The sequence below is a fragment of the Pseudomonas sp. 2hn genome, from assembly GCF_019646095.1.
Lineage (GTDB): Bacteria > Pseudomonadota > Gammaproteobacteria > Pseudomonadales > Pseudomonadaceae > Aquipseudomonas > Aquipseudomonas peradeniyensis.
In genome coordinates this window covers 836,635-855,189 of the sequence record NZ_CP081016.1, presented here as the reverse complement: position 1 = coordinate 855,189, position 18,555 = coordinate 836,635, and the positions used below count along the sequence as shown (strand labels likewise).

The 18,555-nt window shown below is 61.4% G+C and carries 12 protein-coding genes and 3 pseudogenes; 8 read left to right on the top strand and 7 right to left on the bottom strand.

What is annotated here, in order from left to right:
- Positions 1-27 precede the first annotated feature (27 nt).
- The 3 genes from K2O50_RS03970 (at position 28) to K2O50_RS03960 (ending at position 2,975) form a co-directional block, all read left to right on the top strand.
- Entirely contained in the window at positions 28-1,881 is a 1,854-nt protein-coding gene (locus K2O50_RS03970; protein ID WP_050706895.1) for a DUF4105 domain-containing protein, read from the top strand.
- A gap of 170 nt (positions 1,882-2,051) precedes the next feature.
- Positions 2,052-2,408: a hypothetical protein gene (locus K2O50_RS03965; RefSeq protein ID WP_050706896.1), complete on the top strand. Its 357-nt coding sequence runs from the start codon at positions 2,052-2,054 to the stop codon at positions 2,406-2,408.
- Between the two features lie 69 nt (positions 2,409-2,477).
- Positions 2,478-2,975 (top strand): GreA/GreB family elongation factor, encoded by a 498-nt coding sequence (locus tag K2O50_RS03960; protein WP_220689973.1) that lies wholly within the window; start codon positions 2,478-2,480, stop codon positions 2,973-2,975.
- A 117-nt stretch (positions 2,976-3,092) separates the two neighbouring features.
- On the opposite strand, the gene gdhA is transcribed toward K2O50_RS03960, so the two are convergent.
- The 3 genes from gdhA to K2O50_RS03945 form a co-directional block, all read right to left on the bottom strand.
- A complete protein-coding gene (gdhA, locus tag K2O50_RS03955) occupies positions 3,093-4,433 on the bottom strand; it encodes an NADP-specific glutamate dehydrogenase (RefSeq protein WP_050706899.1) in 1,341 nt (446 codons plus the stop codon).
- A gap of 288 nt (positions 4,434-4,721) precedes the next feature.
- Positions 4,722-6,389: an energy-dependent translational throttle protein EttA gene (gene ettA, locus K2O50_RS03950; protein ID WP_050706900.1), complete on the bottom strand. Its 1,668-nt coding sequence runs from the start codon at positions 6,387-6,389 to the stop codon at positions 4,722-4,724.
- A 228-nt stretch (positions 6,390-6,617) separates the two neighbouring features.
- Complete coding sequence (locus K2O50_RS03945) at positions 6,618-7,010, bottom strand: hypothetical protein (RefSeq protein ID WP_050706901.1); 393 nt, start codon at positions 7,008-7,010, stop codon at positions 6,618-6,620.
- 252 nt (positions 7,011-7,262) lie between these two features.
- Here K2O50_RS03945 and K2O50_RS03940 point away from each other — a divergent pair, with 252 nt between their 5' ends.
- The 3 genes from K2O50_RS03940 to K2O50_RS03930 all read left to right on the top strand — a co-directional run bounded on the left by K2O50_RS03940 (position 7,263) and on the right by K2O50_RS03930 (position 13,713).
- Positions 7,263-11,093: a GGDEF and EAL domain-containing protein gene (locus tag K2O50_RS03940; RefSeq protein ID WP_050706902.1), complete on the top strand. Its 3,831-nt coding sequence runs from the start codon at positions 7,263-7,265 to the stop codon at positions 11,091-11,093.
- A 309-nt stretch (positions 11,094-11,402) separates the two neighbouring features.
- Positions 11,403-12,656, top strand: a complete 1,254-nt coding sequence (gene glyA, locus K2O50_RS03935) for a serine hydroxymethyltransferase (protein WP_050706903.1) — start codon at positions 11,403-11,405, stop codon at positions 12,654-12,656.
- Positions 12,657-13,077: 421 nt separating this feature from the next.
- Positions 13,078-13,713: a hypothetical protein gene (locus K2O50_RS03930; protein WP_156329668.1), complete on the top strand. Its 636-nt coding sequence runs from the start codon at positions 13,078-13,080 to the stop codon at positions 13,711-13,713.
- A 418-nt stretch (positions 13,714-14,131) separates the two neighbouring features.
- Here K2O50_RS03930 and K2O50_RS26580 read toward each other — a convergent pair.
- A pseudogene (locus K2O50_RS26580) lies at positions 14,132-14,287 on the bottom strand (GTP-binding protein); the annotation flags it as partial.
- Positions 14,263-14,472: pseudogene (locus K2O50_RS03925) on the bottom strand (carbon starvation CstA family protein); the annotation flags it as partial. The pseudogenes K2O50_RS03925 and K2O50_RS26580, both read right to left, overlap by 25 nt.
- 404 nt (positions 14,473-14,876) lie before the next feature.
- Here K2O50_RS03925 and K2O50_RS03920 point away from each other — a divergent pair.
- Both K2O50_RS03920 and K2O50_RS26850 read left to right on the top strand, forming a co-directional pair.
- Positions 14,877-16,127 (top strand): aminotransferase class I/II-fold pyridoxal phosphate-dependent enzyme, encoded by a 1,251-nt coding sequence (locus K2O50_RS03920; protein ID WP_371263158.1) that lies wholly within the window; start codon positions 14,877-14,879, stop codon positions 16,125-16,127.
- Positions 16,124-17,107, top strand: a pseudogene (locus tag K2O50_RS26850) (MFS transporter); the annotation flags it as partial. The gene K2O50_RS03920 and the pseudogene K2O50_RS26850, both read left to right, overlap by 4 nt.
- Before the next feature lie 38 nt (positions 17,108-17,145).
- Here K2O50_RS26850 and K2O50_RS26575 read toward each other — a convergent pair.
- Both K2O50_RS26575 and yjiA read right to left on the bottom strand, forming a co-directional pair.
- A complete protein-coding gene (locus tag K2O50_RS26575; RefSeq protein WP_050706907.1) occupies positions 17,146-17,421 on the bottom strand; it encodes a hypothetical protein in 276 nt (91 codons plus the stop codon).
- Between the two features lie 63 nt (positions 17,422-17,484).
- Complete coding sequence (gene yjiA, locus K2O50_RS03910; protein WP_050706908.1) at positions 17,485-18,477, bottom strand: GTPase; 993 nt, start codon at positions 18,475-18,477, stop codon at positions 17,485-17,487.
- Between the last annotated feature and the right edge of the window lie 78 nt (positions 18,478-18,555).

Sequence of the window (18,555 nt, the reverse complement as noted above, 5' to 3'; positions counted from 1 at the left end):
GGCATCATCAGGATGTAGTTGCCCGACATGTTCAAACGCCTCGCTCCCCTGGCGCTGCTCGTCAGCGCACCGATTCATGCCGCGCCACAGCTCGACCCGGCCCGCGTCCAGCAGTTGGCGGCCACGCCCTACTGGATCGCCCTCGGGCACTACGAAACCGCCAAGCTCGGCGGCTGGCGCAGCTATGTGGACGACAAACGCTATTTCCTCGCCGAGGATGGCGCCCACCATCCCGACCAGGAGCTGCAGGCCACCGTCGCCGCCCTGTACGCCCCAACCAGCCTGGGCGACAAGCATGCCCAATGCGTGTTCCCCGCGCGTACCCGCTGGCTGCGCGAACAGCTGAACCTCAGCGACCTGCCGAGCCCGGACTGCCAGGAGTTCAAGACCTGGTACACATCCATCGACCCGCACAGCGCGACGCTGATCTTCCCGGCGGCCTATCTCAACAGCCCGTCGTCGATGTTCGGCCACACGCTGCTGCGTATCGACCAGTCCAACACCCGTCGCGACGACACCACGCTGCTCAGCTACGCGATCAACTTCGGCGCCTATATCGAAGGCAGCGACAACAGCATCCTCTACGCCTGGAAAGGCCTGATGGGCGGTTATCCCGGGCTGTTCGCGATGATGCCCTACCAAGAGAAGCTGTCCGAGTACCGCAGCCTGGAAAACCGCGACCTTTGGGAATACCAGTTGGACCTGACGCCCGAGGAGACCGGACGCATGGTCGAGCACGTGTGGGAGCTCAAGCAGATCAAGTTCGACTACTTCTTCTTCGACGAGAACTGCTCCTACCGCCTGCTGGAACTGCTGCAGGTGGCGCGCCCGAGCCTGGACCTGACCTCGCAGTTCCCGCTGACCGCCATTCCCACCGACACGGTCAAGGCGGTCAAGCAATCGGGGTTGGTCTCCGATGTGCGCTACCGCCCCTCCCGCGAGCGCGAACTGCTGGCCCGCGCCGAGCCGCTGGACCATGAGGAAAAACAGCAGGTGCTGGCCATCAGCGCCGATACCGCTCAGTTGCAGAGCCCCGACTTCACCGCCCTGCCCCGCGAACGCCAGGCGCTGGTGCAGGATGCCGCCTATCGCCTGGAGCGCTACCGGGCCAACGGCCAGGAACGCGACCCGGCCCAGGCCGCGCGCAGTTTCGAGCTGCTCAGGGCGATCAACCGCAACCCGCCGCCACCGCTGGCGATCGAGCGCCCAGGCCTGCCCGAGGACGGCCATCAGTCGCGCACCTGGCAACTGGGCGTCGGCAGCCGCGAAGACCGCGCCTATGCCGAGTACGGCCTGCGCATGGCCTACCACGACCTCAACGACAACCTGTACGGCTTCCCGCTGGGCGCGCAGATCGAGATCCTCCAGCTCAAGCTGCGCCAGTACGAGGGCAACGACTGGCAGGTGCAGCGCCTGGACCTGGCCACCATCCGCTCACTGACCCCACGCAATGAGTTGCTCAAGCCCTGGTCGTGGCAGGTTGCCGGGGGCCTGGAGCGGGTGCCGGGCAAGCACGACGACGAGGTGCTGGTCAGTCATGTCAATGGCGGCGCTGGCGGTACCTGGCAGCTGGGCGACGACCTGCTTGGCTTCGCCCTGGGCACAGTGCGGGTGGAACACCACAATGATTTCGCCGAATTCATTTCGCCCGCGGCCGGGTTCAATGGCGGGCTGCTATGGCGCAATGGGCTGGGCAACCTGACCTTGGAGGCCAAGGGTGACTACTTCACCAATGGCGAGGTAAGGCGCAGCATCAGCCTGAACCAGCAGTGGGAAATCAGCCGGGACCTGGGGCTGAGGTTGAGCGCTTCGCGGCAGTTCAGTCATCTGGCCACGGCGCAGAACGAGGTGATGCTGGAGCTCAAGTGGTACCAATACTGATCAACGTGACCTTCCTCGTGGAAGCGGGCTTGCCCCGCGATATGTCTGCTGGCTTATCGCGGGGCAAGCCCGCTCCCACGACTGCGCCGCAATCCTTCGACAGCGTTTTGACATCGCGCCGACAATTCACCCCCTAGACTTTCCACCATTACGTCAAAGGTCTTGTGGATATGTCGCGGTATTGGTTGGGCCTGTGTGTCGCATTGCTGCTGGCGGGATGCGAGACCACCCATGAACAGATGGTCAACCAGGGCTATCCCCCCGCCTACGCCGACGGCTTCCAGGACGGCTGCAGCAGCGGTCGCCAGGCCGCCGGGCTGATGGCCGGCGACTTTCGCAAGGATGTCCCGCGCTACCTGCACAACCGCCAGTACGAAAGCGGCTGGGACGACGGCTTTCGCCAGTGCCACGCGATGCAGTCCAACGAAGACCTGCGCGAATACCGCGAACGCTACTGGGACGAGCGCGACCGCGAGTGGCAGCAGGAAAAGGACCAGGACGCCGCCCGCGCCTATCGCCGCAAGTGACGTCGCAAACGGACAACCGATGCAACCCACAACCTGCCACCATGGTCTCCAGTACAAGGAGGCCCCTGTATGAGCCGAGCATTCGTCAACGAGGACCAGGCCGCCGCCCAGGCCAGCCAGCCGGTGGAGCGACGGGTCAGCGACCAGCCCAACTATGTCACCGCCACCGGTCTTGCCCAGTTGCAGCAACGACTGGCCGCGCTCAATGCGTTGCGCGGCGAACTGCAGGCGCAGGGCGAGCGGGCCGACCAACAGCGATTGGCCGATACCGAGCGCGACCTGCGCTACTTCAACGCCCGCGTACAAAGTGCGCAGGTGGTGCCTGCGGCCACGTCCACGGAGAAGGTACAGATTGGCAGCCGGGTGCGATTCGTCGATGAGGATGGCCGGGAGCATCAGGTGCAACTGGTGGGTGAGGACCAGGCTGACGCGGTGCATGGATTGATCAATTGGGGTTCACCGCTGGGGCGGGCGTTGCTGGGGGCCGGGCCTGGGGATGAGGTGTTGTGGCGAAGGCCGGCGGGGGATCAGATGATCGAGATTATTGGAATCGAGGTTGAGGGTTGAGGGGCTGCTTTGCAGCCCTTTCGCGGCACAAGGCCGTTCCTACAGGAATGCGCAATACCCTGTAGGAGCGGCCTTGTGCCGCGAAAGGGCCGCAGAGCGGCCCCCTGCGATCCGAGATCAGACCACGCCCTGCGCCAGCATGGCATCGGCGACCTTCACGAAGCCCGCGATGTTGGCGCCTTTCACATAGTTGATGCTGCCATCAGCCTCTTCCCCATAATGCACGCACGCATGGTGGATCGACTGCATGATGTGGTGCAGCTTGCTGTCCACCTCGCCCGCGGTCCACAGCAGGCGCATGGCGTTCTGCGACATCTCCAGACCCGACACGGCCACGCCGCCGGCGTTGGAAGCCTTGCCCGGCGCATAGAGGATGCCGGCCTCGATGAAGATATCCACAGCCTCCAGGGTGGTCGGCATGTTGGCCCCCTCGGCCACGCAGATGCAGCCGTTGCGCAGCAGGGTACGGGCGTCCTCGGCGTTCAGTTCGTTCTGGGTGGCGCATGGCAGGGCGATGTCGCACGGCAGGGACCATGGTGTCTGGCCCTTGCGGAACTCCAGGCCGAACTGCACGGCCAGCTCGCTGAGACGTCCGCGCTTGACGTTCTTCAGCTCCATCAGCGCATCCCATTGCGCGTCGCTCAGGCCGGCTTCGCAGAACAGCGTGCCTTCGGAGTCGGACAGCGAGATCACCTTGCCGCCCAGGTCCATGACCTTGCGCGCGGCGTACTGGGCGACGTTACCGGAGCCGGAGATTGCCACGCGGCGACCGTCGATGCGCTTGTCCTGGCGCTTGAGCATCTCTTCGGCGAAGTACACGCAACCGTAGCCGGTGGCCTCCGGGCGGATCAGGCTGCCGCCGTAGGTCATGCCCTTGCCGGTCAGCACCGAGGTGAACTGGTTGGCCAGGCGCTTGTACTGTCCGAACAGGAAGCCGATCTCGCGGGCGCCGACACCAATGTCACCGGCCGGCACGTCAAGGTCGGCACCGATGTGACGGTACAGCTCGCTCATGAACGCCTGGCAGAAGCGCATCACTTCGGCGTCGCTCTTGCCCTTCGGGTCGAAGTCCGAACCACCCTTGCCGCCGCCCATGGGCAGCGACGTCAGCGAGTTCTTGAACACCTGCTCGAAGGCCAGGAACTTGAGCACGCCCAGGTTCACCGACGGGTGGAAGCGCAGGCCGCCCTTGTACGGGCCGATGGCGCTGCTCATCTGGATGCGGTAGCCGCGGTTGACCTGGACCTTGCCCTGGTCATCGACCCACGACACGCGGAACAGCACGGCGCGCTCGGGCTCGACCATGCGCTCGAGAATACCGGCCTTGAGGTAGTGAGGGTTTTGTTCGAGGAACGGCCACAGGCTGCGTAGCACTTCTTCCACGGCCTGGTGGAATTCGGGCTGGGCCGGATCGCGCTGCTGCAGGCGGGCCAGGAAATCGTCGACAGATTCGATCATGGTAGACATCTCACCAAGAGGGATTGTTTTTGGTTTTTTCCCGAATGTACCAAGAACCAATCGCACTGGAACAGGGCGAGATGTCGTTTTTATGAAATTATTTGGTGCATTTTCTATAAGTGTATACAGAATCAATGACTGGTTCGTGGGAGCGGGCTTGCCCCGCGATTGCCTGAACGCGAGCCATCGCGGGGCAAGCCCGCTCCTACGCGAACAACGACAAACAGCATCTTCCAGGCACAAAAATGGGGCCCCGAAGGGCCCCATTACGGTGCGGCGAAAACCGGCTTACTGTGCCAGTTTCTTGTGACGCACACGGTGCGGCTGGGCAGCGGCGTCGCCCAGGCGCTTCTTGCGGTCGGCTTCGTACTCGGTGTAGTTGCCCTCGAAGAACACCACGCTCGAGTCGTCCTCGTATGCCAGGATGTGAGTGGCCACACGGTCCAGGAACCAACGGTCGTGGGAAATCACGATGGCGGCGCCGGGGAAGTCCAGCAGGGCTTCTTCCAGGGAACGCAGGGTTTCGACGTCGAGGTCGTTGGACGGTTCGTCGAGCAGCAGGACGTTGCCGCCCTCCTTCAGGGTCAGGGCCAGGTGCAGGCGGCCACGCTCACCACCGGAGAGGTCCTTGACGAACTTCTGCTGGTCGCCGCCCTTGAAGTTGAAGCGGCCGACGTAGGTGCGCGACGGGATCTCGTAGCTGCCGATGCGGATCTGGTCGGAACCGTCGGAGATCTGCTGGAACACGGTCTTGCTGCCGTCCAGGTCCTCGCGGCTCTGGTCGACGCAGGCCAGCTGCACGGTTTCACCGATCTCGATGCTGCCCGAGTCCGGCTGCTCCTTGCCCATCAGCATGCGGAACAGGGTCGACTTACCGGCACCGTTGCCGCCGATCACGCCGACGATGGCGCCCTTGGGCATGGCGAACGACAGGTTGTCGATCAGCACGCGATCGCCGTAGCCCTTGGTGACGTTCTTGAACTCGATGACCTTGTCGCCCAGGCGTGGACCGGCCGGGATGTAGATCTCGTTGGTCTCGCTGCGTTTCTGGAATTCCTGCGACTGCATCTCTTCGAAGCGCTGCAGACGGGCCTTGGACTTGGACTGGCGGGCTTTCGCGCCTTTGCGCACCCACTCCAGTTCCTCTTTCATGGCCTTCTCGTGGGCGCTCTGCTGCTTGGATTCCTGGGCCAGACGCTCCGACTTGGCCTCCAGCCAGCCCGAGTAGTTGCCTTCGTACGGGATGCCGGCGCCGCGGTCCAGTTCGAGGATCCAGCCGGCGACGTTGTCGAGGAAGTAACGGTCGTGGGTGATCGCCACCACGGTGCCGGGGAAGTCGTGGAGGAAACGCTCAAGCCAGGCCACCGAGTCGGCGTCCAGGTGGTTGGTCGGTTCGTCCAGCAGCAGCATGTCGGGAGCCGACAGCAGCAGGCGGCACAGGGCCACGCGGCGCTTCTCGCCACCGGACAGGTGCTCGATCCTGGCGTCCCAGGCCGGCAGGCGCAAGGCGTCGGCGGCGACGTCCAGCTGACGCTCCAGGTTATGGCCGTCGGCGGCCTGCAGGATGGCCTCGAGCTTGGCCTGCTCGGCGGCCAGCTTGTCGAAGTCGGCGTCCGGGTCGGCGTAGGCGGCATAGACCTCGTCCAGGCGGGCCTGGGCGTCCTTGATCACGCTGACCGCTTCCTCGACCACTTCACGCACGGTCTTGGTCGGATCCAGCTGCGGCTCCTGGGGCAGGTAGCCGACGTTGATGTCGGGCATCGGACGGGCTTCGCCGTCGAATTCCTTGTCGACGCCCGCCATGATCCGCAGCAGGGTCGATTTACCCGCGCCGTTCAGGCCCAGCACGCCGATCTTGGCGCCAGGGAAGAACGACAGGGAAATGTTCTTGAGAATTTCCCGCTTCGGCGGCACGACCTTGCTCAGCCGATGCATGGTGTAGACGTATTGAGCCAAAACCAAGCCCTCTATCAGATAGGTAAAGACACGCGCCCCGGCATGGGCCAGGGGGATGTGATTACGGGGTGTCGTTGAACAAAGTGGGCCATTCTACGCCAACTCGCGGCGTTGCACAGATGGGTAGATGGCGGCGCCGTTCGGCGGCTATCGCGGGTCAAGCCCGCTCCCACGCCAAGGTGTTGTTGCGTGGGAGCGGACTTGACCCGCGATCGAGGTGACGCAGGCTCAGACGTGCGCTTGCTTGACCTTGCCACGCGGCAGGCGGCAACGGTCCGACTGCTCGGCCAGGCGCGCGGCCCAGGCGGCCTTGACGCTGAAGCCGCCGCTGCGGGCAGGTTTTTCAGCAGCCTTGGCGGCGGGCTTGCTCGCGACCTTGGCGGGCGCGGCAGCAGGCTTGGCAGGCGCCGGGGCGACGGCCTCGATGGCGGGCTTGGCCTGCTTGCGCAGTTCGGCCAGCGACGGCGTCTTGTTGGCACTGGCGGCAGCCGTGTCCGGCTTGGCCAGCGAACGCTGGCAGGTCTTGCAGGATACGTCCTCGGTCACGGCAGTGCTGACCAGGGTCTGACTGCTGCGCCCACAGGCGGAATCGAGGCCATTGGTGGAATAGTGGGTAACCAAAACCGTACATCTCCGTTGCGTTGACTATGAAGCGGGCGGCATTCTCGCACAGGTTGCAGGGGCTTGCCGAACCGACATGACCGGCTGCCGGGCGGGTCGCCGACAAGCAGACTGGCACTTTGCCATGTTTGCGGGCATGCTAGTCGGCTTCTCGCGTGCGTCTTATAGTGCGCCCAGCGACCACGGCACGCGCCGTGCATGCTGCGAGGACGCAACCCCTGCCATCGCCAGCCAAATCGCAGGACCCAACGCTTGACCAATCTCACGCAACCGTCATCCCTGCGGCCTGCCGATACCTCGGCCGGCACACACCTGCGTGGCTCGCTCAAGGGGGCGCTGGCCCTGCTCGCCCTGGTTTTGCTGGGTTTGCTGTTGTGGCAACTGTTCGCCCAGTTCCGCCATACCCAGGCCGACCTGCGCCAGCACAGCCTGGCGACCAGCGCCGAACTGGCCGATCACCTGAGCCTGAACATGGCACTCAAGGCCCAGCAATCGCTGAACCTGGTCCAGCCTTACGTCAAACCACCGGCGCCCGCCGCCCTGCCGAGCCTGATCAGCACCTTGCAGGCGCGCCTGCCGGCCTTGCGCGACCTCGCCTGGCTCGACGCCACCGGGCAGGTGCGCAGTGACAGCCTCGACGGCACGCCGGACCGTCAGTTGATTGACGACCTCCTGCAACTGAATCAGGGCCGCGGCTTCTTCTATGGCAACGGTGCCGACAACCAGCGGGTGTACCTGCTGCTGCGCCAGCCGACCGAGCAGGACCGCGGCTACTGGCTGCTGCGCCTGAGCCCGGACTACTACCAGGAGCTGACCCGCCACCTGGACGGCCCCACCCATCCCCTGTGGCTGCTGGAAAACAGCCGCAGCGGCGAGATCATCCAGCACCACGGCCAGCGCCAGACCAGCAACGAGCCGTTGCAGAGCGTGATGCTCGCGTTCATCGATAACAGCACCTGGCAGCTGCGCGGCCTGTTCGACGCCGGCCTTGCCCGTGACCAACTGCTGCCGGCGCTGATCGGCAAGTGCGTGCTGGTGCTGTTCTGCGCCCTGCTGCCGGTGCTGGCGCTGATCAACATGCGCCGCCGCCAGCGCGCCCTGCAGGAAGATCGCCGACGCTACCAGGAAATTTTCGAGGGCACCGGCGTGGCCCTGTGCGTGCTCGACCTCTCCAGCCTGCCCGGCCAGCTCGACCGCTACCACCTGCGCAACCGCGCCGCGCTCAAGCAGAGCCTGGCGCTGGACACCAGGCTGCGCCGCACGCTGCTGGCGGAACTGAAGATCACCGAGATCAACCAGGTGGCGCGCCAGCTGCTCAACGTCGACTGCCACGAAGGCGCCTGGCAGCGCCTGATCGAGGGCAGCGGCGACAGCCGCGACAGTGTCGGCATGCAGTTGATCGACGCGCTGATCGAAGAACGCCAGCAGCTTGAACTGGAAGTGCGCCTGCCCGCCCCGCTGGGCGGTGAGCTGCACCTGTGGCTGATGGCCCGCCTGCCCCAGCAGCGTCGCGACTACCAGGCGGTGATCCTGAGCATCAGCGACATCACCAGCCGCAAGCAGGTGGAACTGTCGCTGCTGGAACGCGAAGGCTTCTGGTCGGACGTGGTGCGCACCGTGCCAGACCAGCTCTACGTGCAGGACGTCAACAGCCAGCGGATGATCTTCAGCAACCGCCACCTTGGCCAGACCCTGGGCTACGACCGCGTGGAGCTGGCACAGATGGGCGACCGCTTCTGGGAAATGCTCCTGCACCCCGGCGACGCCGAGCACTACCGCGCCCTGCGCCGGCAGCAGCGCGATACCAGCTACGGCGAGTCGCTGCACTGCCAGCTGCGCTTCCGTCACCGTGACGGCGGCTGGCGCTGCTACGACATCCGCGAGCAGGTGCTGACCCGCGACAGCGAGGGCCTGGTCACCCGCATCATCGGCGTGGGCAAGGACGTCACCGTGCAGATCGAGGCCAGCGAGTCCCTGCGCGACAGCGAGCAGCGCTACCGCATGCTCGCCGAGAGCATCAGCGACGTGATCTTCTCCACCGACAGCCAACTGCAGCTGAACTACGTCAGCCCCTCGGTGCAGGCGGTGCTGGGCTACCAGGCCGACTGGATCTTCGCCAATGGCTGGCAGTCGATCGTCGCCAACCCCGCCCAGCTCAGCGGCGTCTACAACCTGTTGGAGCGGGTCAGCAAGGTGCTGGGCGACAGTGAGCAACTGGCCCAGTTGCGCAGCACCCTGCCCACCCAGCTGTTCCTGTTCGACTGCCTGCGCGCCGATGGCCGCAAGATCCCCATCGAGCTGCGCCTGGTGCTGGTGTGGGACGAACACGAGCGCTTCGAGGGCGTGCTCGGCGTGGGCCGCGACATCAGCCAGCAGCGCCGCGCCGAAAAAGACCTGCGCATGGCCGCGACAGTGTTCGAACACTCCACCTCGGCGATCCTCATCACTGACCCGGCCGGCTATATCGTCCAGGCCAACGAGGCCTTCAGCCGGGTCAGCGGCTATGCCGTGGCCGAAGTGCTCGACCAGCTGCCCGGCATGCTCACTGTCGAACAGCAGCAGAGCGCCCAGCTGGGCTACGTGCTCAAGCAGCTGAGCCAGCGCGGCACCTGGGAAGGCGAGGTCTGGCTCAAGCGCCGCAACGGCGAGCACTACCCGGCGTGGGTGGGCATCACTGCAGTACTCGACGACGAGGGCGACCTGGCCAGCTACGTGTGCTTCTTCACCGACATCAGCGAGCGCAAGGCCAGCGAACAGCGCATCCACCGCCTGGCCTACTATGACGCCCTGACCCACCTGCCCAACCGCACGCTGTTCCAGGATCGCCTGTACACCGCCCTGCAACAGGCCGAACGGCACAAGGCCTGGGTGGTGCTGATGTTCCTCGACCTCGACCGTTTCAAGCCGATCAACGACTCCCTCGGCCATGCCGCGGGCGACCGCATGCTCAAGGACATGGCCGAGCGCCTGCTGGCCTGCGTCGACGACGACGACACCGTGGCGCGCATGGGCGGCGACGAATTCACCCTGCTGCTGCAGCCCAAGGCCAGCCGCGAGCAGGCGCTCAACCGGGCCATCCATGTCGCCGAGAACATCCTCGAGGGGCTGGTCACGCCGTTCGTCCTGGAAAACCGCGAGTTCTTCGTCACCGCCAGTATCGGCATCGCCCTGAGCCCGCAGGACGGCAGCGAGCTCAGCCAGCTGATGAAAAACGCCGACACGGCGATGTACCACGCCAAGGAGCGCGGCAAGAACAACTTCCAGTTCTACCAGACGGACATGAACGCCAGCGCCCTGGAGCGCCTGGAGCTGGAAAGCGACCTGCGCCATGCCCTGGAACAGAACGAGTTCATCCTCTACTACCAGCCGCAGTTCAGCGGCGACGGCAAGCGCCTGACCGGCGCCGAGGCGCTGCTGCGCTGGCGCCACCCGACCCGCGGCCTGGTGCCGCCGGGCGACTTCATCCCGGTGATCGAGGAACTGGGCCTGGTGGTCGACGTCGGCGACTGGGTGCTGCGCGAGGCCTGCCGCCAGCTCAAGGCCTGGCACAAGGAGAAGGTGCGGGTGCCGAAGGTGTCGGTGAACATTTCCGCCCGGCAGTTCTCCGACGGCCAGCTGGGCACGCGCATCGCCACCATCCTCGAGGAAACCGGATTGCCCCCGGCCTGCCTGGAGCTGGAGCTGACCGAGAGCATCCTGATGCGCGAGGTCAACGAGGCCATGCAGATCCTCGACAGCCTGAAGAACCTCGGCCTGAGCATCGCGGTCGACGACTTCGGCACCGGCTACTCGTCGCTCAACTACCTCAAGCAGTTCCCCATCGACGTGCTCAAGATCGACCGCACCTTCGTCGACGGCCTGCCCGAGGGTGAGCAGGACGCGCAGATCGCCCGGGCGATCATCGCCATGGCCCACAGCCTCAACCTGGCGGTGATCGCCGAGGGCGTGGAAACCCACGAGCAGCTGGAGTTCCTGCGCGAGCATGGCTGCGACGAGGTACAGGGCTACCTGTTCGGCCGGCCGATGCCGGCCAACCAGTTCGAGGCGCAGTTCAGCAACGAGACGTTGTTCATGTTCCAGTGACCGCAGAAGCACACGGCCCCTGTAGGAGCGGCCTTGTGCCGCGAAAGGACCGCAAGGCGGTCCCTGCGATCTTTGAGCCAACGCCAAAATCCTGGGGCTGCTACGCAGCCCTTTCGCGACACAAGGCCGCTCCTACAAGGGCACGGCGCAGCGCCGAAAAACCGGACCCCGAAGTCAACTCCAGCCCAGAAACGGCGCGGGTTGCAACATGAGGGCCATTGGTCCGCGACTTGATGCCACTTCATATGCCAGCGGCGAATCAATCGGTTAGAATGCACCCCCAATTCTGCCCGATCCTTGAGGACCGCCATGTTCAGCCGTGATTTGACCATTGCCAAGTACGACGCCGAGCTCTTCGAAGCCATGCAGCAAGAAGCCCTGCGCCAGGAAGAGCATATCGAGCTGATCGCTTCGGAAAACTACACCAGCCCGGCGGTCATGGAGGCCCAGGGTTCGGTACTGACCAACAAGTACGCTGAAGGCTACCCAGGCAAGCGCTACTACGGTGGTTGCGAGTACGTCGACGTCGTCGAGCAGCTGGCCATCGACCGCGCCAAGGAGCTGTTCGGCGCCGACTACGCCAACGTCCAGCCGCACGCCGGCTCCCAGGCCAACGCCGCCGTCTACCTGGCCCTGCTGTCGGCCGGTGACACCATCCTGGGCATGAGCCTGGCCCACGGCGGTCACCTGACCCACGGCGCCAGCGTCTCCTCCTCGGGCAAGCTGTACAACGCCATCCAGTACGGCATCGACGCCAACGGCCTGATCAACTACGACGAAGTCGAGGCACTGGCCCTGGAGCACAAGCCGAAGATGATCGTCGCCGGCTTCTCCGCCTACTCGCAGGTCCTGGACTTCCCACGCTTCCGTGAAATCGCCGACAAGGTCGGTGCCTACCTGTTCGTCGACATGGCCCACGTGGCTGGCCTGGTCGCCGCTGGCGTGTACCCGAACCCTGTTCCGTTCGCCGACGTGGTCACCACCACCACCCACAAGACCCTGCGCGGTCCACGTGGCGGCCTGATCCTGGCCCGCGCCAACGCCGACATCGAGAAGAAGCTGAACTCCGCGGTCTTCCCGGGCGCCCAGGGCGGCCCGCTGGAGCACGTCATCGCCGCCAAGGCGATCTGCTTCAAGGAAGCGCTGCAGCCTGAGTTCAAGGCCTACCAGCAGCAAGTGGTGAAGAACGCCCAGGCCATGGCCGAAGTGTTCATCGAGCGTGGTTTCGACGTCGTCTCCGGCGGCACCCAGAACCACCTGTTCCTGCTGTCGCTGATCAAGCAGGAAATCTCCGGTAAGGACGCCGACGCCGCCTTGGGCAAGGCCTTCATCACCGTCAACAAGAACTCGGTCCCGAACGACCCACGTTCGCCGTTCGTCACCTCGGGCCTGCGTTTCGGCACCCCAGCCGTCACCACCCGTGGCTTCAAGGAAGCCGAGTGCCGCGAACTGGCCGGCTGGATCTGCGACATCCTGGCCGACCTGAACAACGAAGCGGTAATCGACGCCGTGCGTGAGAAGGTCAAGGCCATCTGCAAGAGGCTGCCGGTGTACGGCAACTGATTGGCGGACGCCTGATGTGAAAAAGCCCGGCCAAGCACCTTGAGTCAGTCTTTTAAAACTGACTCACTGTCCCTTGATGCGTAGGCTGAACAGTCCGATGCTTGGTAACGAGCATCGGACTTTTTTGTCGGCCAGGACCGTAGATGGGCCCAGTCAATCTAGCTAGCTGGAGCGCCCAATGCAGTATGCCCTTCGGCTAAATACTAATTTGTACACGTAAGAACTCAAATTTAGCCATATGAAAATGGCGACAGTACCTCATACGAATATAAGGCAGCGAAAAACGCGCCACCAAAAAGCACAAAACCACTAAACACGACACTTCCACTTAAAGATTGTCACCTGACAATTTTACCAGGTTTCACTCAATAGAAAATTTGATAGCTTGATATCTCCGAAGAATGATGAAAGGAGAATCATCATGGAAGAACCCAGCAAAGAAGAGCGGCGCGAGAAGTCTTTTTTTGCAACTGTATTTATCAGCGCAAGCCAAAAACCTAGTAACTGGACATTCGAATACCCCACTAAAGCGACTTCCTACTCAGGGGGAGGCGGAAAATATATCGGCGGCGGCGGCGTCGGCGAAAGCTCAGGCTATAAATATAAAGATTCCAGCTACATTGTTTCCAGCACGCATCCAAACGATACAAGGATGTACTTCCGCTACTCAGTAGAAGATGGAGCCCATGGTGGCTTTACAATAGTATCCCCCGACGATCAGTGGATTTACGTTACGAACTCAGGCTACCTTAAAAAAACCAACAAAAGCACTTGGTGTCGAATTTTCAAACTATTTGATGCCAGCACACACAAAGAGCTATTGTATGACGACCTGAAAAGTTTGAAAGAGGTTGAAGTCATCATAAGAACTTACAGCGGAAGCTTGACAATTGATGATAAAAAGGGAACTTCTGTAGGCGCCCACCACTGGAACTACATTCGTGCCTATAACGTATTAAAATCTTTGGGAAGGGACCCGAAATTCACTTTGAAAAATATTGAATTCAATCTAACCCCTCCGCCAGTAAGACCATCAAGAGAAGATTCATATATTTGAAAGCCTGAATTACCGGTGAGTTTCCGTAGCACTGTATACCCACGGTAAGCAGCACCACGTCGACGCACCGGTTTTTTGTATGCTGTTCAAAGAACGTCGGGCAGCCCACAAGCCTCATGTACCGTCTGATTCTGAGTTTTAATTCCCCACACAAAGCTTGAGCGTGATTTGCAGCCATGCTCATTTTCATTCACAGAATGCTCCGAAGCATTTATTCAAACCTACTGCATCGTTGATGAAGTATTAAAGCCCCAGCATGCATATCAATGTTGAGCACCAAACTTCAATGCTACATTCGATATATCTCCGACCAAACCGTCGCCCACGCAAGCCCATCGAACCCTGGGTCCTGGTAATCTCACTTGGTTGCCCCCTAAAAAGTAAAGCGGAAAGTCTCGCCGCAAAGTGAAAAATTAAGCTAATTACTTTGAATAGCGCCATAACTCAACGCCTCAAACCCCGCCCGGATCTTCTCCTCCGGCAGTTCATCTGCAATGAATACCATCACGCTTTCCCGCGCTCCGCCGTCCTTCCACTCGGTGTCCCAATCAAAGCCATAGAGCTTGAGCCCCCCTGGGCCAGGAAACCGACCGCCGGGTTCGGGTCGAACAGCTTGATCAGGCCCGCGGTGGTGGTGCAGATCAGCAGCCACACGGCCGGCAGCAGGGTGACCCAGACGTAGCGCTGGCGCTTCATCTTGATCAGCACCACGGTGCCGAGCATCAGGGCGATGCCGGCGAGCATCTGGTTGGAGATGCCTGATGTGAAAAGCCGGGCCATGTGCCTAATGCCAGTCAGTTAGCGCTTCATCGCACTTATTGGGGCTGCTTTGCAGCCCTTCGCGGGTAAACCCGCTCCCACAGGATCGCGCAAACGCTGAATCGAACGCTGTACCTGTGGGAGCGGGTTTACCCGCGAAGGGTCACGCAGCGACCCCAATTGGCTTAACTGACTGGCATTAGGCCATGTGCCGGGCTTTTTTGTGCCTTGTGTGGACGCATGCATATCCTACAAAACCTTGAACGTGATTGTTTAATTCTCCGCTACACACCAAGGTATTTCTGACGCTCTTCTCGGAGAATTACCTCGGTCAAAACACCCGGCTTCGGACATACCGACGCTTTCCTGCAATGCACACTGCTTGCTCCACACCATTGCAGGAAGTGTTTGACATGGCAGTCACTCGAAATCGATTCACCAATTACAGGAGCATGATTCAAAAGTCCGAGCCGGACTGGCAGGCATCGTATGCCAAGCATCTTTCCGGATTGCAGGTGCAGCCCATCGCCAGAAATCTACTTCAGGACCAACACGGCAGGACGCTGCAACACTTCTGTACGACCTCCTATCTTGGGCTGGACTACCACCCGGATATCCTCCAAGGGGCGATCGAAGAGTTGGAAAATTCGCGCACCCTACGTATCGCCAACTCGCGCAATCGCTGCCAGCTTCAAGTGCTAGACCAATATGAGGCTGAACTGTCCGAACTGTTTGGATGCGCGTCTCTGGCCACATTGTCATGCAGCGCAGCAAGCTCTGGAGTATTGCCTCTTGTTGCCGCAGGCATTTTCACCGATGGAATGTCGCCCCATATGGTGTTCGACAAGTTTGCCCACTACTCCCTGAACCATATCAAAGCAGCTTGTGCGGATGAGACCGAGGTCCAGACGCTTCCCCATAACGATATGGACCAGCTCGAGAGCATCTGCAGGCAACATGGAAGGGTTGCCTATGTTACAGACGGCTACTACAGCATGGGCGGGACGGCACACATGGACGCCTTGCTGTACCTCAAGGAGCGCTACGGTTTGTTCTTGTACTTGGACGACTCACATGCCCTTTCTACGGTAGGTGTTTTTGGGCAGGGCTTTGTCAGGGGGCAACTACAGGAGCTGGATGAAGGGGTCATCATTGTAGCGTCCTTGGGGAAAGCATTTGCCGCAAGCGGTGGCCTGGTCATGCTGGCAAATACCCAACAGAAACGCCTTGTACAAAGATATGGCGGTCCTACCAACTGGTCCCAAAGTCTCAATGCCGCAGCTATCGGTGCAGGCCGGGCCTCCGCCCGACTTCACTCCAGCCCTCTGCTGAATACGCTGCAGCAAGCGTTGAGAAACAACATCGAACTGTTCGACAGGCTTTTGCCCACACCTCATGCTGGATCAACATCTCCCATCAGGCTAATACCGCTTGGAGAGGCTGAAGATGCCATTGCTGCGTCGACCTTCCTGGCCAACAACGGGTTCCTCACCTCAGCCGTCTTCTTTCCTGTCGTACCCAAGAATGCTGCAGCACTGCGCATTACGCTCAGAGCAGATATGCAGCCTGGGGAAATCGAGAGCTTCTGCCGGAGTGTCGCTGAGTACCTGGACAGCAACCCTGCCATCGCCCATTTACTGAACACTCAGCCATGACCAAACGGCGAATTCTCTACTTCAGTTGCTTAGCCGTACTGTTGTGCCAGTCGGGTATAACCTTCTACCTACCCATGCTCCCGGCCATTGCTGACGATCTGAATGCAACAGATGAATTCGCCGCACTCAGCCTGAGCCTGTTTCTCGGAGGAATGGGGGCATGCGTAATGCTATGGGGTCGGTTGGGGGTCACTCTCGGTTCAAGCCGTATGCTGACCTGGACGCTACTACTCTACGGCTGTTGCACATTTCTGCTCGCAGTATCACCCGTTGCCTGGGCATTTCTTGTTCTACGCCTGCTTCAGGGAGCCCTGGCAGGCGGCATATCAGTTGCCGCTCGTGCGTTGCTGGTCGAACAGTATGATGGCAAGGATCTGACACGCGCATATAGCAGCCTTTCACTTTGCTTCGTACTCTCACTCGGGGCCTCCCAGTTTATCGGAGCGATGATTGCTACGCTCACGAACTGGCGAGTGGCCATGCTGCTCATCGCGATGCCCTGTGTACTCATGGCAACACTGAAAGGCTGGAATATCGCAGCTCAGCACATAGTTCTCCCGTGCCGAACAGATGAGAGTACCCATCTCCATAAGCTCATTGTGCAACCACGCTTCATTCTACCTGTGCTTGCTGGAGGTTTTGGGTACTCCATCATCGTCGTATTTAGCAGTACAGCGCCCTTGCTTCTCCAGCAGTCCTTCAACTGGTCCATGTGGGAATATGGGCTATTGGGATGGCCAATCAGCATTGCCTATCTGCTCGGCACTCGTCTGGCAAGCACCCTTGCAACCGGTAACAACGAAGTAACGATGCTTCGATTTTCGAGCGCTTTGCTGTTACTTGGCGCACTCATCATGCTTATTGCATCATCACTGTTGAAAAACTCGGCTTACGCGATCTGGCTACCCTATTGCCTGATGCTTGTAGCTCAGGGAATGGCATACCCAGTGAGTCTGTCACTGGCAAGCAGGCAGTCAACAGGAGCTGCTTCTCCTGCCATGGCACTGATCGCTCTTGTTCACCAACTGCTGGCTGCCCTGACGAACTTGATATCCAGCGCCGTGGGCACAAGCCCCACTGTGCTGGTTATGTTATGCGCTGGGTTGGCGTCACTCGCCTGGTTGGCAACGCGCTCCAGCCCCTGAACGCCATCGTCGCTTGCGATGTGAATCTTCTTGATGCATTGCATCAATTGCCAGATAAGCACCTGCTTGAGTGCCGCCTCAGATACCACTTCAGCCAGGCCCTCCTCCAAAAGGAAGTCATCAAAATCCGTCCCTTTGTGAAGGTTCATTCGGTCTTCCTCGCTTGAGTAAGTAGAGGTAAAAAAATGCCGCCATAAGGCGGCATTAGCAAGTCAGATACTTCTGACTCCCTCGTGACTCAACGCCTCAAACCCTATCCGAATCTTCTCCTCCGGCAACTCATCGGCGATAAACACCATCACGCTTTCGCGATTCTCGCCTTCCTTCCACTCGGCGTCCCAGTCAAACCCGTACAGCTTCAGCACCCCTTGGAACACCAGGCGGCGGTCCTCACCGGCAATGTTCAGTACCCCCTTGTAGCGCAGCAATTGCTTGCCGTGCTCTTCCAGCAGCTCGTTCATGAAGTCGCTGAGCCGATCGATGTCCAACGGCGTTTCGGTGCGCAGCACCAACGTCGAGATACGGTCAGGGGTAGCGGGCTTGAGCAGCGGGCGCAAAGTGGGCTTGAGGCTGATGCCCAGGTCCGGGTTGAGGTTGAAGCCGCGCACATCGAGTAGCTCGGCCAGGTCGATGCGGCCGTGCTCGACCACGCGGATCGCCGCACGGCCATTGATGCGCGCCAGGCGCTCGCGCAGGGCGTCGACCACCTGTGGCTCGACCAGGTCGGTCTTGCTCAGCAGCAGGCGGTCGGCGAAGCCGACCTGGGCCTGGGCGATGGCCTGCGTCAGGTGCAGCTCGGCGTGGGCGGTGTCGATCAGGGTGATGATGCCGTCGAGGATATAGCGCTCGCGCAACTCTTCATCGATGAAGAAGGTCTGCGCCACCGGCGCCGGGTCGGCAAGGCCGGTGCATTCGATGACCAGGCGATCGAAGGCGATTTCACCGGCGTCCAGCCGTTCGAGCAGCAGGTACAGGGCCCGGGTCAGGTCGCCATGGATGCTGCAGCACACGCAGCCGTTGGCCAGGGTCATGACCTGCACCGGTTCATCGCCCAGCAGCTGGCTGTCGATGCCGGCCTCGCTGAATTCGTTCTCGATCACGGCGAGCTTCAGGCCATGCTCGGCCTTGAGCATGTGCTTGAGCAATGTGGTCTTGCCGGCGCCAAGGAAGCCGGTCAGCACGGTAACGGGAATCGGCGTTTGCACGCGGTTGTCTCCTGCAGCTGAAAATGAAAGTGGGAGCCCGGTTGCCCGGGCTCCCACTGGTTCACGCGTGTCGCGGGT

Coding starts and splice junctions, on each gene's coding strand:
- K2O50_RS03960 (WP_220689973.1), top strand. CDS start 2,478: ATGAGCCGAGCATTCGTCAACGAGGACCAGGCCGCCGCCCAGGCCAGC.
- K2O50_RS03965 (WP_050706896.1), top strand. CDS start 2,052: ATGTCGCGGTATTGGTTGGGCCTGTGTGTCGCATTGCTGCTGGCGGGA.
- glyA (WP_050706903.1), top strand. CDS start 11,403: ATGTTCAGCCGTGATTTGACCATTGCCAAGTACGACGCCGAGCTCTTC.
- K2O50_RS03970 (WP_050706895.1), top strand. CDS start 28: ATGTTCAAACGCCTCGCTCCCCTGGCGCTGCTCGTCAGCGCACCGATT.
- K2O50_RS03930 (WP_156329668.1), top strand. CDS start 13,078: ATGGAAGAACCCAGCAAAGAAGAGCGGCGCGAGAAGTCTTTTTTTGCA.
- K2O50_RS26575 (WP_050706907.1), bottom strand. CDS start 17,421: ATGAACCTTCACAAAGGGACGGATTTTGATGACTTCCTTTTGGAGGAG.
- gdhA (WP_050706899.1), bottom strand. CDS start 4,433: ATGATCGAATCTGTCGACGATTTCCTGGCCCGCCTGCAGCAGCGCGAT.